Source organism: Acidovorax sp. (genome assembly GCF_027492855.1).
Taxonomy (GTDB): domain Bacteria; phylum Pseudomonadota; class Gammaproteobacteria; order Burkholderiales; family Burkholderiaceae_C; genus Acidovorax.
In genome coordinates, this window is the sequence record NZ_JAPUDY010000051.1 from 159754 (window position 1) to 175203 (window position 15450).

The following is a 15450-nucleotide window of genomic DNA, read 5'->3' on the forward strand; positions in this document are numbered from 1 at the left end:
TTCTATTCACTCCAACGTTTAAAAATCAAGGATGTATTGATGCCGCCGAACGCAAAATTGTTGCTCATCACCACGTCCGTCTGTAGCGTGCGCGCCTCGCCCATGATGAAGTCCACCGCGCCACAACGCGGGTCGGGTTCGGTGAGGTTGGCGTTTTGCGCGAACCAACCTTCGCGCATCATCTGTAGCGTCATCCAGGCCTCCAGCGCGCCGCAAGCACCCAGGGTGTGGCCCATGTAGCCCTTGAGCGTGCTCACAGGCACCGTATTGCCGAACACCGAATGCGTGGCATTGCTTTCGGCGATATCGCCTTGGTCCGTGGCCGTGCCGTGAGCATTGACATAGCCAATGTCCTTGGGAGAAAGGCCTGCATCAGCCAGCGCCATGCGCATGGCCTGGGCCATGGTGGCAGGGTTGGGGTGGGTGACGTGGGTGCCGTCGGAGTTGGTGGCAAAACCGATGATCTCGCCCAGAATCTGCGCGCCACGCGCCTTGGCATGTTCAAGCTCTTCAAGCACGAAGGTGCAGGCCCCCTCGCCCAAAACCAGGCCATCGCGGTTCGCGTCAAAGGGCCGAGGGGTGAGCCCCGGCGTATCGTTCTTGGTGCTGGTGGCAAACAGGGTGTCGAACACTGCCGCCTGCGTGGCATCGAGTTCTTCAGCACCACCGGCCAGCATGGCCAGTTGCTTGCCGCTCTGGATGGCCTCATAGGCATAGCCCAGACCCTGGCTGCCGGAGGTGCAAGCGCTCGACGTGGGAATGATGCGGCCCGTAGTGCCGAAGAAAACGCCCATGTTCACCGCAGCCGTGTGCGACATCATCTTGATGTAGGTGTTGGCGTTGATGCCCTCGGTGCTCTTCTCGGCCATCATGCGGCCGAAATCACCAATGGCGGCCGGCGTACCAGCCGAGGAACCGTATGAGACGCCCATCTGCCCGCTCTTGACGAAGGGGTCGCCCAGCAGACCCGCATTTTCCAGCGCAATCTCGGTAGCACGCGTGGCCATCAGTGCCACGCGGCCCATGCTGCGCATGGTCTTTCGGTTGTAGTGTGCTGGCAGCTCAAAGGGCGCCACGGTGCAGCCCAGTTGGGTGCTCAGGCCTTCGTAGTCCGCCCACTCGTGCATCACGCGGATCACATTGCGGCCACTTAGCAATTGGCTGCGCACGGCGGCCCAGTCGTTGCCCAGCGGGCTGAGCGCGCCGATGCCCGTGACAACCACTCGGCGCTTGTTGCTTGTTGGTGAATTGCTCATCCGACCATCCCCCCATTGACCGAGATGACCTGGCGCGTGATGTACGACGCCTCCGGGCCCATGAGGAAGGCAACCACGCCAGCCACCTCGTCCACCGTGCCCATGCGACGCATGGGAATCATCGCGAGCGCTTGTTCCAGCACTTCTTCGCTGACCATTTCCGTGTCGATCAGGCCCGGCGCCACACAATTGACGGTGATGTCGCGCTTGGCCAGCTCGATCGCCAGCGACTTGGTCGCTGCGATCACTCCGGCCTTGGCCGCGCTGTAGTTGGCCTGCCCACGATTGCCCATGAGCGCCGAGACCGATGCCAGTGTGACGATGCGCCCAGCCTTGCGTCGGCGCACCATCGGCATGACGACGGGGTGCAGCACGTTGTAGAACGCGTCAAGGTTGGTGTGCACCACACGGTCCCACTCCTCGCCGGTCATGGCGGGGAAGGCGTTGTCCATGGCGATGCCGGCATTGCACACCACGCCGTAGTAGGCGCCATGGGTTTCCATGTCAGCCTCCAGCGCAGCGGCGCAGGCGGCGCGGTCAGCCACGTCGAACTGCAGCACGCGCGCGCTACGGCCCAGGGCCTGTATCTCGGCCACGGCGCTCAGCGCTTGCTCCATGCTGCTCCTGCAATGCACCACGATATCGTGGCCCTCCCTGGCCAAGCGCAGCGCAACGGCCCGGCCTATGCCCCGACTGGAGCCGGTCACCAGAACGGTGGAGGCCGCAGGCGGCGGTGTGGTCGTTTTCTTCGTCAGCTCATTCATTCTCGGTATCGATTGCCTGTTGTCTGTTGTGTATCCGGCTTGGCCATGGCTGGGTTAGCCTGCTCACGGGCCCACTGCGGGAGTTGGGGAAATATAGGCGCTGCCGTCTCCCGGTTCAAAAACGGAGATGCGCGCGGTTGCTATCGCCTTGCCTCCTTCGGCATCGATGCGGCAATCGAACATGCCCAGGCCGTTGTCGCCCAGCAGTTCGCAGCGCACGCTCACGGTGAGTCGCGAGCCTGGTGCAAAGAAGGCCTGCGCCGTCTCGTACTTGCGCGATCCAAGCAAAAAGCCGATCTGAACCTCCCGCCCCTTTTGCCGCGCGCGCCAACCAGCCCATGCCGCCACCGTCTGCGCCATGTATTCCATCCCTACCCAGGACGGCATGCCTGCATCGTGCAGGAACAAACCATCACGCGGCACCGTGACCTCGGCCACGGCCGTTTCGTCGTCGGAAGCCAGCAAACGGTCCAGCAGCAGCATGGCGCCGCGATGAGGCACATAGTTCTCTATGGGAAGGAGTTCACTGCTCATCAGGTTGTCGTCACTCATCAGGCAGCCTCCAACAGCAAGCTGCAGTTGCTGCCGCCAAAGGCAAAGGAATTGCTCATCACGGCACGGGCGGCGCGTCCAAGCCGTGCGCCGGGCGCCACAGCAGCCAGGGTCGGCATGGCCGGATCAGCCGCACCATCCCACCAATGCACGGGCAAGACCCCTTCGGGGTTGTCCTGCAGCACATGCCAGGCCACCGCAGCCTCGAGCGCGCCAGCGGCCGCCAGGGTATGGCCCGTGAGCGGCTTGGTGGAGCTTACCGCGACGCCGTTGCCCAAAACAGTCTGTACCGCTCGGCTTTCCATGGCGTCGTTGTGTGGCGTTGCCGTTCCGTGCAGGTTGACGTAGTCCACCGCAGAAGGCGCCATGCCCGCACGTGCCAGCGCCTGCTGCATGGCGGCCACCGCGCCCTGGCCCGTGGGGTCGGGCGCGGACATATGGTGTGCATCCTGCGATTCGCCCCAGCCCGCCAGGCGCACGGGGCCGGACTCGCGGCTCAGCACGAAAAACGCAGCCGCCTCGCCCAGGTTGATACCTTTGCGGTGCACCGACAACGGATTGCAGCGCTCGGCAGATACGGCCTCCAACGCGCTGAAACCACCCACGGTGAAACTGCCCAACGCATCTACGCCGCCAGCCACCACCACATCCGCCATACCGGACTGCAGCAACCGCGCCGCCGAAGCCAATGCTTTGGCGCCCGAAGAGCAGGCGGTGGAGATGGTGTGTGCAGGCCCACGCACACCCAAGTGTTGCGCAAGGAATTCAGCCACATTGCCCATCTCCTGCACAGCGTATGCAAAGCCCTGCGGAAATCGGCCTTCACAGTGCAGATGGCGGGCTGCCGCCTCGCCTTCGTCCATGCCGCCCGTGCTGGTGCCCACCACCAGCGCCACGCGCGTCGGACCCCACTGATCAATCGCCTGACGGATCAAGCCCTGCAACGCCAGCGCAGCGCCCCAAGCCATGGCGTTGTTGCGTGAACGCTGGTGCTGCGGGGCAAAAGCCAGGTCAGGCAACGCTGCCGCCTCGGGCAGACAGCCCAGGGGCAAAGTACGGCCGCGGGAGTAACGGTCTGTCCACTGCAAGGTGCCTGGATCCGTGGCAGCGAAGAGATTCGCGCGCATAGCTGCCGCATCCAACCCCAGCGCGCTGTAGGCCGATGCGGCGTTCAGGAAGACATGCGAACGAGCCATCACAACGGCTTCTGCACCAAAGCGCACAGTCGAGAACCACCGGGCGACTCAACGCGCAGGGAGAAAGGCCCGGAGGGGTAGATGATCTCAACGGCTGAGTTGCCAATGAACTGCACGCGCACATGCTCTGCGCCATCGCGCAGCAGGCGGCGCCCCACCTCAGATGCCTCGACCTGCCACGGCGCCTGCATGCCCTGTTGAACTACCTGCAAAGGCCAGAAAGCCAGCTGCAGGTCGCTCAGCACTTGCTCGGGTGCCAGTTGCGCAGGCCAGTGGCGCGAGAGCTGTTTGTCCCACTTGCGGCCATCCCACACCATGGTGCCCATGCCCTGCCCCATCACAAAAAATGCCAGGCGCACGGCCTGGGTGTCCACCTCCAGCAGGGCTTCCAATTGCTGCGCGGGCTTTCCGGGCTGCTCTACCGTGAGGCGCTGCTGCACAGCGACTTCGCAGCCCAGGGCCGAGGGAGGAAGGGCCAGCAAAGGGCTGCGCGCGGCATCAGGAGCGGGAGGCGAAGCACACCCGGCGACCAGCAGCGCCAACAGTGCGGCTGCCCAGCCGCGTGGCGTGACGAAGCTCATGCGGGTACAACTCCTGGTTGTGGTGTCGCTTGCTGTTGCTGCAGCCGACACAATTCGCCCAGCACCTGCAGTCGGCGCTGCGGCTCTGCGACGTAGGGGTTCTTGCTATCCCATGCGTAGCCAGCCAGGATGGAGGAAATCATGCGGCGGATCTCAGGGCTGTGCTGATCGTGAAAAATCACGTCCTGAAAGCCTCCGTCGTACCAGCCCTTCACGAAAGCACGAAAGGTGTTCACGCCCGCCTGCAGCGGCACGGCATAGTCCTGCTGCCAATCTACTTCCTCGCCACGCCAGGTGCGGGCGATGCAACGTGCGGCCAAACTTGCCGAGGTGACAGCGATAGTGACGCCGCTGGAGAACACCGGGTCCAAAAACTCACCCGCGTTGCCTAGCAATGCAAAGCCCTTGCCCCATAGCGAAGTCACGTTGGCCGAATAGCCCGTGATGGAGCGGCCCGGCGTGTCCCATTTCGCATGGCGCAGCACATGGGCCAGGCTCGGGGTTTCGGCGATGATGGCGCGCAAGCGCTCGACCTCGCTGCCCTCGTACCGCGCCAGAAAATCAGGTGTGGCCACCACGCCCTGCGAACAGCGGCCATCAGAAAAGGGGATGGTCCAGAACCACACATCGTGGTGCACGGGGTGCACTGAAATCAGGATCTTGCTGCGGTCCATGTCACCGTGCGCAATGCCGTCCTCGATGTGAGTGAACAGCGCACCACGCACAGGAAAATCCGACGGACGCTCCAGTTGTAGCAGGCGCGGCAAGGTGCGCGCAAAACCGCTCGCGTCAAGCAGAAAGCGCGCCTGCACCCTGTATTCCTCGCCCTGGGGCGAGCGCGCGGTCACCTGTGGCTGGTCGCCCGACACGTCCACCGCAGTCACGCTGTGGCCATAGCGAATCTCGGCTCCGGCCTTCTCGGCGGCGTCAGCCAGCACCTTGTCAAAGTGGCCGCGCTGCACCTGGTAGGTAGTGCCCCAGCCACACGAGAACTTGTCGCGAAAGTCAAAGTCCGTGCGCAGATCGCCCTTGGCAAAAGCCGCGCCATTCTTGTACTGAAAACCTGCCTCCACCACGTCTTGCAGCATGCCGGCCTCTTCGATGTAGGCCATGCTTTGGGGCAGCAGGCTCTCGCCGATCGAAAAACGAGGGAAGGTCTCTTTCTCCAGGATCAGGACCTGGCGGCCCTGCTGGCGCAGCAGACCGGCAGCCACGGCACCCGAGGGGCCCGCGCCGACAATCAGCACTTCGGTCTGTTCCATTCGATGTTGCATCAATCAATGTTCCTTGTTATTCACGCACGCTGCCCACCTGGCCGCGAAAAAGCGGCGCCAGCACCAGCACCAGTGGCAGGCCCAGCATCAGCGTGAGACCAAAGGCCTTGAGCGCCGGGGTCTCAGACAGCCCCAATAACCCAAACGACAGCCAGGTGCTGCCCGCGCCGATCACCACCGCCAGCCAAGCATGGGGGTCGTCTTCATGCTCTTGCAGAAAGATACCGTAGTCGATGCCTACGCCCAGCAGCAGCATGAGCGCCAGCACATTGAACAGTTGCCAGGGCGCGCCAAAGGCCGTGAGTGCACCCACCACCACCAGGCTGGCCAGCACGGTGGGCATCCAGGCACGCCAGGCCTTGCGGCCAAATCGCAGCCACAAGGCAGCCAGCACCAACGCGTGACCCAGCAGCAACAGCTCGGTCATTGAAATCCGGTAGCGCTGCAGCAGACCGGAGATCTCGGCTGGCTTGTCCACCCAGGTCACGCCCGCCAGTCCCTGCGCGGCACCCGCCAGTGCAGGCAGCGAATTCACGTCCTTCACGCCGCGCAGCACCACCAGGCTACGGTAAGTTCCGTCACGCTCGCCCAGCCACAGCGGCCGCGCGGCGGCCGAGATAGGCTGCGCCAGCCAGGTCTGCACCGTGAGTGGGGCGAGCGAGGGTGTGCTTGTGTACGCAAAGCTTTCGCCCAGCTCGGCGTTGATGCCCTTGAAAACGGCCTCGGTGGCACGAGCGACCAACTGCGCATCGCTGTCTTGGCGCTGGGCCGAGGGCACCCAATCCGACACGCCGCTGTAGCCCACCAGCACCTGGCGCGCCACCAACACATCCAGCCGGCCCTTGAGCTCTTCTTCGCGCTGCAGCACCTGCTCGGGCGCCTGCCCCTGCACCAGGTAGAACTGGGCGGGGCTATGCAGGCCCAGGATTTCGCCCACCTGGCGCTGCTGGGCCACGAGCGATGGGGATGCGTTCTGCAGTTGGCGCACATCGTCCTGCGCGCGCAGGCCGCCGAGCAGCCACAACAACAATACGAGTGCCATACACACAGCCACCGAACCAGGAAGCGCATGGCGCCAGCGCGGCCAGGCCGCAAGGGTTTGACCAATGCGCTGCGCCACGCGGCTGTGTGGCATGGTGCCGCGATCCAACCAAGGGAACCAGCAGACCACGGTGAGCAAAGCAGCCATAAGGCCTACCACAGAGAACACTGCCATCTGCCGTAAGCCCGGAAAGGCCGCAGCGCCCAGCGCCAGGTAGGCAATCGCGCTGGTCCCCAGCGCCAGCCACAACGCGGGCATCAGCCCGCGCATCAGCCCATGCGGTGTGCGCCCAGGCGCGCCCTGGCGGCTGGCGAAGTAGTGGATGCCATAGTCTTCGGCCACACCCACCAGACTGGCGCCGAACACCAGGGTCAACAGGTGGACTTGCTCAAAAAGCAGCGCCGTGACCGACAGCGCCACCGCGCAGCCGACCAGCAGCGACACACCCACCAGCGCCACCGGTCGCAGCGACCGAAAAGCCAACCAGGCCAGCAACAGCACGCCAGCGAGCGAGCCCCAGCCGATGGTATTGATCTCCCAGTTGGCCTGCACCGCTGCCGCCTCGGCATGCAGAGGCACGCCGGCCACCACCATGCGGGCGCCGGGCCACTTCATCTGCACATCGGCCAGCGCACCCTGCAGAGCGTTGCCCAACACCGGCTCACCCGAGAGGCGAAAGGCCGAGCCCTCCAGAGTGAACTGCAGCACAGCCCATTGCAGGCCATCGGCCGCCACCCACAGCTCGCCATCGCGCGGGCGGGCCTGGCTTTGCGCACCACGCGCTGTCCACCACTGCGCCCACAGGCCCAACGGGTCGCTCACCCAATCAGACAGGCGGGCCTGCACGGCGGGCTGGTACAAATCCTGCAACGCTTTCTGCACCAAGGCAGCGTCAGGCGCACCCGCCAGTAGTGCACGCTGCTCCGGCGTGAGCAGGCGCTCGCGCCAGGGTTGGTAGAAGGCGAGCGCGGCCTGCATGGAGGTCTTTTGCGCAATAGCATCCTCGCGCAAGCGCGTGCCAACCCGCGCGGCCAGGTCTTGGCGGAACACCTGCGCTGCCGCTCGCGAATGCTCCCACTCTCCCGTTCCCACAAGCACCACCACCTGTCGCGACATCTGCGCCACCAGTTGCTCTGTGGCCAGAACCACATCGGGCGCTTGCTCGTTCACAGGCAACAAGGCCATCACGTCGGTATCAATGCCATCGTGTTTCCAGAACTGCCACTGGTGTACGCCCACGGCGACGAGCACCAGCAGCCAGACTAGCGCAGCGGTGCGCCAGAACCAGCCGGGCGGCGCGTCGTTCGTGGATGGGGGGTGGGGCGTCATTCGAACTGCGCCGCGTCCTGGGAGCGCAAGACGTTCTCGGCCACCGGTGCGAGGATGCGTATCACGCTGCTATCGCCGCGCGCCTCCTGCAGTTTGACCTCCTGCACAAACTGGTTGCCCTGCAGATCCACGGCGCTGAGCCACTGGGCCAGCATGGGGTCGCGCGGCACCAGGTGCAGCGACCAACCCTTGGCCACCACCTGCCCTGTGACCTCGAAGTGCTGTGCCAATTCGACCAGGTTGGCTGACATCACGGCAAACAACATGGCGTTGACGGTGCGCAGCACGGGCTCATCCTGCGCGCGCATCTGCATGGTGACCTTGCCGTCGCTGCCGCGCGACTGCAGGCTGTCGGGCTTGACCACCAGCACCGACTCAAATGGCCGCAGCACATGCCACACAATGCCCTTGCCGCGCGCCACGATGAAGTCACCGCCCGAGCGAAGAGGCTGTTTGAAACCCTTGACGGTTTTGAGTTGCTCAAAGCCGCCACGCACCACGGGCGCATCCTGTACGCGTTGGCGCACCTGGGCGAGCAATTCCTGTGTGGCGGGCTCCGTAGCCTGGACTGCTACCGACGTGAACAGGGCACACAACGCCAAGGCAAACATCCTCATCCATCGGGCGAAGTTCATGGTGCCACCCCCAGCCGCTCCCACAACACCGGTGGACAGACGAAACACATGGCACGTGTTGCCATGTCCACCGCTACCTGGATGGTGTGAGCACTGTTGACCTTCTGCCCTGTGGCTGCATCGCTGAGCAGGTAGTCGATGCGCAAGCGGTTCTCCCACTCGGTGATGGTGGCGCGCACCTTGAGCACCTGGCCAAAAGTGGCCGGGCGCACGTACTTCAGGCGCATGTCCACCACAGGCCAGGCGTAGCCAGAGTCGCGCATGCGCGGGTAGTCGTAGTCGAATTTGGCGAGCAACGCGCTGCGCGCCAGCTCGAGAAATCGCACGTAATGGCCGTGATAAACGATCTCCATCACATCAATGTCGTAGAACGCAGGCGTGATTTCGATCTCATGGCTGAGCCGCTCGCGCGAGGTCAGCTCTTTCTCAGTAGGCATGCGATAGCCTCCAGGCAAACGTGGGGAGAGGGATATTCATGCGGTAGGTGCGGGGGGCGCGGAGGCAGCGCCTTGGTCCCAGAAAGGGAAAAAATTAAACCAGTCGTACGGCGCCTTGCGCAGCATGCGTTCGAGCTGCTGCGCAAACAGGCCCGCATACTCCGCCAGCGCCTGTTCGCGCCGGGCACGGGGCAGCAGCACACGCTCGGCCAGCGGAACGAACTCCACGGCATAGCCCGCGCCATCGTGCACGCAACCCATGAAGTACAGCGGACATTCGAGCACGGAGGCCAGCACATAAGGCCCACAAGGGAAGGCCGCCTGGTGTCCGAGAAACGGGGCGTGCGTGACGCGGCTCTCACGCACGGGCACGCGATCACCGGCAATGGCGATGAGTTCGCCGCGCACCACGCGCTCGCTGAGCATCATGGCCGTGGCAGCATTGAACTCGGTCACCTGCAACAGTTGCACGCCGCTGCCGGGCGCCAGGCGCTGCAGCAGGCGGTTGAAGCGCTGTGCATGGGCCGTGTGCACGAGAACGCTCAAGCGCAAACCGGACCGCTGCTCGGCAATAGCGCGACACAACTCGATGCAGCCCATGTGCGCGGTGACCACCACGGCGCCCTGGCCACGCTGCAGCAGCGCAACCAGGGACTCATGGCCGGAAAACGACACGCGATCGAAGCGGTAGCGCCCGGTCAGTGCGAGCAGCTTGTCCAAAATCACTTCGGCAAACACACGAAAGTGCCGCTGACTCTGGCGCCAGCCCGGCGTTGTGGACCACAAGCCGTTAGCTGCCTGCATGCGCTGCAGGTATTGCAAAGACGCGCGGCGCGCCACCGGGCTCGCCAGCCAGTAGTAAGCCACGATGGGGTACAAACACAGCAGAAACGGCCAGCGCCCGAGAAACCGGTGCACCTGGTACAGCAGCCACATGCCCGCGACAAAGGTGCTCTCGCCCATCTGCGCCCAATGGGGTGCATTGGAGGCCGCCGTTTTGGCATCGGACGTCGGCGCCGTCATGCAGCACTCCCTGAACGGCGCCATCCCGCAAGCTTGCGCGCCAGCAGCACGGGGCTGCGCAGCAGCATGCCGCCAAACAACCGAGCGTGCATACCCGAGATGAGCAGGTTGTCGCGCCACACGCGAAAGTGCGAAAGCCCGTCCTGCGGATAGGTCACGGCCGTGCGCTGGGTGACAAAAGGCACCCCTTTCCAGTGCATGCGCACGAGGATCTCGGTGTCGAACTCCATGTGCTTTCCGATACGGGCGCCATCCATCACACCGATGGCGTCGCGCAGCGGATAGACGCGCAAGCCACACATCGAATCCTCAATGTCAAACGACAACGTGTTGATCCATACCCACACATGGGTGGCATAACGGCCATACAGGCGCGCCCTGGGCACACTGGCGTCGTAGCGCGGTGCCCCGCACACCATGGCGCTGGGCTGCGCGCGGGCCAACGCAATGAAGGCGGGAATATCGGCCACGGCGTGCTGGCCATCGGCGTCTATCTGCAGTGCGTGGCTATGGCCCTGCGCCAGCGCGTGGCGCATGCCTGTCATCACGGCGCCGCCCTTGCCCTGGTTCTGAGCAAGGCGCAGCAGCGTGACCTGCGCGCCGTGCTGCACAACCAGTGCGTCGAGCACTTCCGCGCAGCCAGGCTCTGAGCCATCGTCCACCAGGATGCAGTGCAGCCCCGCAACGAGCACCCCCTGCACCATGCCGCCAATGGTCGTGGGATGGTTGTAGACCGGAATGATCGCAACGGGATTGAACAGTACGGATGCGGTCATGTGCCCCCTCCCTGCACCAGGCGCCCGCTGGCGTGCGCACCACGCTCCGAGGTCAACGCGAACTGCAGGCTGCCTTTGTCGGGGCTCCACTGCAACTGCACCTCGACCCGGTCGCCGGGCAGGATGGGTTGCTGGAACTTGACCACCTCAGCCCGCAAAAAAGCGGCGGGAATCCCGAAAGCCTGCATACCCAGGGTCACCACCCAGTGCAACTGCGCCACACCGGGCACGATGGAGGCGCCGGGAAAATGTCCGTCCAGCACGCGCAGTTGCGCGTCCACCTGCAGGCTGGCTGCGGCTTGCAGCTCGCCACGCACCGTCCACTCGGGTTGCGGCATGAGCGGGCGGAACAAGGCCAGCAGGTCGTGCTGCGTGGTCTTGCCTTGCGCGTTCTGCGGCAGGCGCAACACATAGCGCCAACTGCGCGGCAGGGCCACACGGTCCACGCAGGGCTCCAGCAACGCGCGCAGCGTTGCGCCCACAGAGCGGCGTCCTTGCTGCTGCAGTGCCTGCCAACCAGCGTCGCTAAGCTCAAGCACCATGCCCACACGGGCGGAAGCCGGGGGCGATTCGAGAACCACGGCCTTGGCTGCAGTCACCCAGTTGCTGGCGAGCACTGCGTTCTCCATGGCCGTCAGGGAAATGCGCTTTTCCGCGATCTTGACGATCCGGTCGGCACGGCCCTGCAGCACAAAGCCAGCGCCACCTTCCTGTGGCAACGCACGGTCCGCAGTCTCCCACCAGGCATCCGCGTCCGGCAAATGCCCCGAACGCACCGAGAGGCAGCCACTGTCGGCCAGGCGCACCTCCACACCCGGCAAGGGTTGCCAGACATCGCCCTGCTCTGCCCGGCGCCGCCAGGCGATACCACCGGTTTCGGAGCTGCCGAAGACTTCGGTGGGCGAGTGGCCCAACAACGCTAGGCAGTGCGCCGAGGCCTCAGGTGGCAATGGGCCACCCGATGAGAAGACGCCGCGCAAGCCCGTGGACGCAGCGGCCCAGTCAAGCACATCGGGCAAGCGGCTGAGCATGGCGGGGCTGGAGATCAACAGCGCCGGACCCGGTTGTGACAACTGCGCCACCAGTTCCTCCGGGTAGCGCGCGAACTCCACGCCCAGCAACCGCCCCGCCGCCAGCGGCCACAGCACGCGAAACAACAGGCCGTAGATATGCTGGTGCGACACGGTGGCCAGCGTTCGCAGCCCTGGCGCATCCGCCATGGTGCCGAACACGGCCTGCAGCGCATGCACTTCGGCATCAAGCTGCGAGAGGTGTTTGACGATGCGTTCGGGCACGTCCGTAGAGCCCGATGTGAACAGCACCACCCGCGCGTCGCTCAGGGACAAGGGCCGCAGCGCCGCCGCATGTGCAGCGGCTTCCTCCGGCTGCACGGCACCAGGCAACAGCCCCGCGCAGGCCTGCACCTGGGGCAACAAATGCGCCAAGGTGTGCGGCTGCAGGTCGCTGGCGAGCACGGGCGTCTTGCCCGCATGCCAAGCGCCCCAGAGCGCGGCAGCAAACGCCAGCGGGTCATCGAAGTACAACCCGACTTCGCTGCCCTCTATCTTCTGGAACGCCGCGCACCAGGACTGCACTGCACGCACCCAGTCCGCATGCGATACCGTGCGTCCACCGATGGATGCCACCACATGCACAGCAGTACGTGCCTGCGGCAGGGCCACTTCGGACAGCGCTGAGAACGTTTTCACCTTGCTCGATTCCTGATTGTTGGAGTTGTTGGACAGGGACGGAAAAACACCCAATGTCAGGCCACGGCATCACGCCGCTTGACCCACTGGCGCACCAGCCACTCGCTGCCCATCAAGCAACCCATCAGCACATAGGCAATGAGTCCGTTGTACAGCGCCCAGGCGGCATCACTGCTGAATGCCGCGGTGTAGGCCGCTGCAGCGCCGTTAGCCACAAAGAAGATGCACCACACCACCGTCACCTTGCGCGTATAGCGTACCCCGGACGGGGGCAGGTCGGGCTCGCTCAGACGGGCCAACCGCTCGACCGCCGAGGGCGGGTGGCGCAAGCTCACCGCAAACACCACAAGCAGCACGGCATTCACCAACACCGGGTAGAGCTTGACGGCCAGCGCATCGCCCTGCCACCAGGCGGCCAGGGCCAGCACCGCCGCGCCGGAGGCCACGGCCCACCAGAAGCGCTGGCGCGTGGCCACGGCACGCAGCACGGCCAACATGACCAGCAGCACCGCCAGCCACTGTGGCGCTACACGGCCCATGGCCAGGTACACGCCCAGGGGGTACAGCACCGTCAGCACCACCAGCACGGCGGTCACGAGCTTGTGCATGGTGGTTCGTTCACCCCTTCTTAGGCGGCAGGGGCAGCGTCGTTCACCAACTGGTGCAGCGCATCGACCACGTCTTGCACGGTGCGCACCGACTTGAAGGCGTCAGCATTCAGGCGCTTGCCTACCCAGGGTTTGAGCTGCACGATCAGGTCCACCGCATCGATGCTGTCGATGTCCAGGTCGTCGTACAGGCGGGCCTCGGGCGTGATGCGGCTGGCGTCGATTTCAAACGTCTCCTGCAAGATGGCGACGATGCGTTCGTAGATGGCTTCTTTGTTCATGTGAGGACTTCCGTGAATGCAGCCCGGCTCAGTGTGTGCGGCTGGCAGCCACAAAGGCGGCCAGCGCCTGCACGCTGCCAAAGTGCTTGCGCGTCTGCTCAGAGTCGGCCGACATGCTCAATCCATAGCGCTTTTGCAGGGCCAGGCCCAGTTCCAGCGCGTCAATGGAATCAAGCCCCAGGCCTTCGACGAACAGCGGCGCTGCGGGGTCGATGTCCTCGGGCGCAATATCTTCGAGCGCCAGTGAGGAGATGATGATTTCTTTGATTTCTTGCTCAAGTTGAAGCACAGGCAGGCCCCTTGAAAAGTTGTTCGGACAGGTGCTCGGTCACATAGCGCGCAGCCAGGGATTCGCTGGCAGCCGAGGCGCAGAATTCTTCCACCGCAATGTCCGGTCGCACCTCAATGGTGAAGTGCGGCTTGCGCACAGGAACCTTCCACCACGGCGTGCCCTTTGTCAGCATAGGCAGGCTGCTATGGATGTGCACAGGCGTGATGTCGATGCGCCCACGCACCGCCACATGGGCGGCCCCGCGCTGCAGCCGGATCGCGCCCTGCAGCGGGGTGCGCGTGCCCTCGGGAAAGATGATGAGATTGTTGCCACCTTTAAGCGAGCGCACGCAGTCCTCCAGCAACTCCGGGCCATCGCCGTTGGTGATGAAGCCCGCCGCCCGAATGGGTCCGCGCGTGAACGGGTTGCGCGCCAACGCAGCCTTGACGATGCAATCTGCATGGCGCACGAAGGAGATCAGAAACACCACATCAATCAGGGAGGGGTGATTGGCCAGGATCAGCAGGCCCCGGCGCTGCAAGCGCTCCAGGCCATGCACCTCGTACGAAATCACGCCCACAAAGTTCATCAGCCCCACGAACCCACGGAAACAGTGGTGAATGATGGTTTGCGACAGTTGCTGCTGACGCGCTGCTCCGCGCACGAACAGCATGGCCACGGGGCACACAAAAATACCCAGCACGATGCCGCCCAGGCCAAACACGGAAAAACAGAAGCCCGTGGCCACGATGCGCCAACCTCGATTGATCACGTCAAGCATGCACGCGCTCCCACATCCATTGGCCCGATGCATGGCCGTGTACCAAGCTCTGCCGCTTACCCTGCAACAGAAAATGCAACACATCGAGACCATGCGGAAGGGCGTCACTCTCGCCGTGTCGACCATGTTCCCGCGGCACGTCATCGAGTGCCTGCAGCACATAGCCCTCGTCACCCGGCTGCAGGGGCACAAGCAACGCGGCCCAAGCGTACTCGGCCACAGGCTCGTCGTGGAACACCGCATAGTCGGACGGCAACGGCTCGTCATAGCTGACCAGCAGCACCTCGGCCAACTCCTGCTCCACGTCGTTCAAGAGGCCCACGGCTTCGACAACACCCGCCTCGGGCGCGCAATGCGAAGACGCAACGCAGACCGCGTTAGCCCGTATGCCACGCAAAATGGAATGCTGAGCGCCCACGCCGTTGTGTACGGACAGGCCAAAGGCCGTCGGCGACAAGGCTTCATCCAGCGCCTGGGTCTGCAAAAGTGCAATAGATTTCGCCGCATCGCCATAACGCGATGCCCAAACGATCGGAATATCGGCGCTTCGTGCGGACACAAGCGCAGCATCGGCCACAGATACGGCCATCTTGGCCAAATGCCCCAGGCGACGGCGAGCCATGGGCGGAACTTGAGGCAGCTCAACCACCGCCGCGCCCACGGGACACGAAGGCGCGTCTGCCCACCGCAACCACTGCTCTTGACTCTGAAGGCCGGGTGCTACCGCAGCCCACGCCCGAACGGCGAACGCTACTCGCACGGCACTCCCTACCAATTTAATTTATGCAAGCAATTGTCGCAGAATCCCTACGGGCAATAGCAGCACCAATGCCCCATGCAGCCCGCCAACGTAGGCAGCTCAAGAAGCTGAAAAAAAATACAGCCCTTGACCTCAGCCTCCATAAAGGCAGTTCTGTGGCATTTCGTGCCACCCC

General features: G+C 64.3%; 17 protein-coding genes. All 17 read right to left on the reverse strand.

Features of this window, described 5'->3' with window-relative positions; all coding sequences use genetic code 11:
• Positions 1–2: 2 nt before the first annotated feature.
• The 17 genes from Q0105_RS10345 to Q0105_RS10425 all read right to left on the reverse strand — a co-directional run bounded on the left by Q0105_RS10345 (position 3) and on the right by Q0105_RS10425 (position 15275).
• The gene (locus Q0105_RS10345; protein WP_298211429.1) at positions 3–1256 is read right to left on the reverse strand and encodes a beta-ketoacyl-ACP synthase; all 1254 of its coding nucleotides are present in this window, start codon (positions 1254–1256) and stop codon (positions 3–5) included.
• Positions 1253–2020, reverse strand: a complete 768-nt coding sequence (gene fabG / locus Q0105_RS10350) for a 3-oxoacyl-ACP reductase FabG (RefSeq protein WP_298211431.1) — start codon at positions 2018–2020, stop codon at positions 1253–1255. The genes Q0105_RS10345 and fabG overlap by 4 nt, the downstream gene beginning before the upstream one ends.
• A gap of 63 nt (positions 2021–2083) precedes the next feature.
• Positions 2084–2572, reverse strand: coding sequence for a hotdog family protein (locus Q0105_RS10355; RefSeq protein ID WP_298211433.1), 489 nt, complete (start codon positions 2570–2572; stop codon positions 2084–2086).
• Positions 2572–3768: a beta-ketoacyl-ACP synthase gene (locus Q0105_RS10360; RefSeq protein ID WP_298211435.1), complete on the reverse strand. Its 1197-nt coding sequence runs from the start codon at positions 3766–3768 to the stop codon at positions 2572–2574. The genes Q0105_RS10355 and Q0105_RS10360 overlap by 1 nt, the downstream gene beginning before the upstream one ends.
• Positions 3768–4349, reverse strand: a complete 582-nt coding sequence (locus Q0105_RS10365; protein WP_298211437.1) for a DUF3261 domain-containing protein — start codon at positions 4347–4349, stop codon at positions 3768–3770. Before Q0105_RS10365 ends, Q0105_RS10360 begins: the two co-directional genes overlap by 1 nt.
• Complete coding sequence (locus tag Q0105_RS10370; protein WP_298211439.1) at positions 4346–5611, reverse strand: NAD(P)/FAD-dependent oxidoreductase; 1266 nt, start codon at positions 5609–5611, stop codon at positions 4346–4348. Before Q0105_RS10370 ends, Q0105_RS10365 begins: the two co-directional genes overlap by 4 nt.
• A 28-nt stretch (positions 5612–5639) precedes the next feature.
• Positions 5640–7994 carry a hypothetical protein gene (locus tag Q0105_RS10375; protein ID WP_298211441.1) on the reverse strand — a complete coding sequence of 785 codons (2355 nt, stop codon included), beginning with the start codon at positions 7992–7994 and terminating at the stop codon, positions 5640–5642.
• Positions 7991–8629: an outer membrane lipoprotein carrier protein LolA gene (locus Q0105_RS10380; RefSeq protein WP_298211443.1), complete on the reverse strand. Its 639-nt coding sequence runs from the start codon at positions 8627–8629 to the stop codon at positions 7991–7993. Before Q0105_RS10380 ends, Q0105_RS10375 begins: the two co-directional genes overlap by 4 nt.
• A complete protein-coding gene (locus tag Q0105_RS10385; RefSeq protein ID WP_298211445.1) occupies positions 8626–9066 on the reverse strand; it encodes a thioesterase family protein in 441 nt (146 codons plus the stop codon). The genes Q0105_RS10380 and Q0105_RS10385 overlap by 4 nt, the downstream gene beginning before the upstream one ends.
• A gap of 36 nt (positions 9067–9102) precedes the next feature.
• A complete protein-coding gene (locus tag Q0105_RS10390) occupies positions 9103–10089 on the reverse strand; it encodes an acyltransferase (RefSeq protein ID WP_298211446.1) in 987 nt (328 codons plus the stop codon).
• Complete coding sequence (locus Q0105_RS10395) at positions 10086–10865, reverse strand: glycosyltransferase family 2 protein (RefSeq protein WP_298211448.1); 780 nt, start codon at positions 10863–10865, stop codon at positions 10086–10088. The genes Q0105_RS10390 and Q0105_RS10395 overlap by 4 nt, the downstream gene beginning before the upstream one ends.
• Positions 10862–12574, reverse strand: coding sequence for an AMP-binding protein (locus Q0105_RS10400; RefSeq protein ID WP_298211450.1), 1713 nt, complete (start codon positions 12572–12574; stop codon positions 10862–10864). Before Q0105_RS10400 ends, Q0105_RS10395 begins: the two co-directional genes overlap by 4 nt.
• 56 nt (positions 12575–12630) lie before the next feature.
• On the reverse strand, positions 12631–13182 hold the full coding sequence (locus Q0105_RS10405; RefSeq protein WP_298211452.1) for a hypothetical protein: 552 nt from the start codon (positions 13180–13182) through the stop codon (positions 12631–12633).
• 20 nt (positions 13183–13202) lie between these two features.
• A complete protein-coding gene (locus tag Q0105_RS10410; RefSeq protein WP_298211454.1) occupies positions 13203–13463 on the reverse strand; it encodes an acyl carrier protein in 261 nt (86 codons plus the stop codon).
• A gap of 28 nt (positions 13464–13491) precedes the next feature.
• A complete protein-coding gene (locus Q0105_RS10415) occupies positions 13492–13752 on the reverse strand; it encodes a phosphopantetheine-binding protein (protein WP_007855388.1) in 261 nt (86 codons plus the stop codon).
• Positions 13739–14515 carry a lysophospholipid acyltransferase family protein gene (locus Q0105_RS10420; protein ID WP_298211462.1) on the reverse strand — a complete coding sequence of 259 codons (777 nt, stop codon included), beginning with the start codon at positions 14513–14515 and terminating at the stop codon, positions 13739–13741. Before Q0105_RS10420 ends, Q0105_RS10415 begins: the two co-directional genes overlap by 14 nt.
• Complete coding sequence (locus tag Q0105_RS10425; RefSeq protein WP_366145924.1) at positions 14508–15275, reverse strand: beta-ketoacyl synthase chain length factor; 768 nt, start codon at positions 15273–15275, stop codon at positions 14508–14510. The genes Q0105_RS10420 and Q0105_RS10425 overlap by 8 nt, the downstream gene beginning before the upstream one ends.
• Positions 15276–15450: the final 175 nt, after the last annotated feature.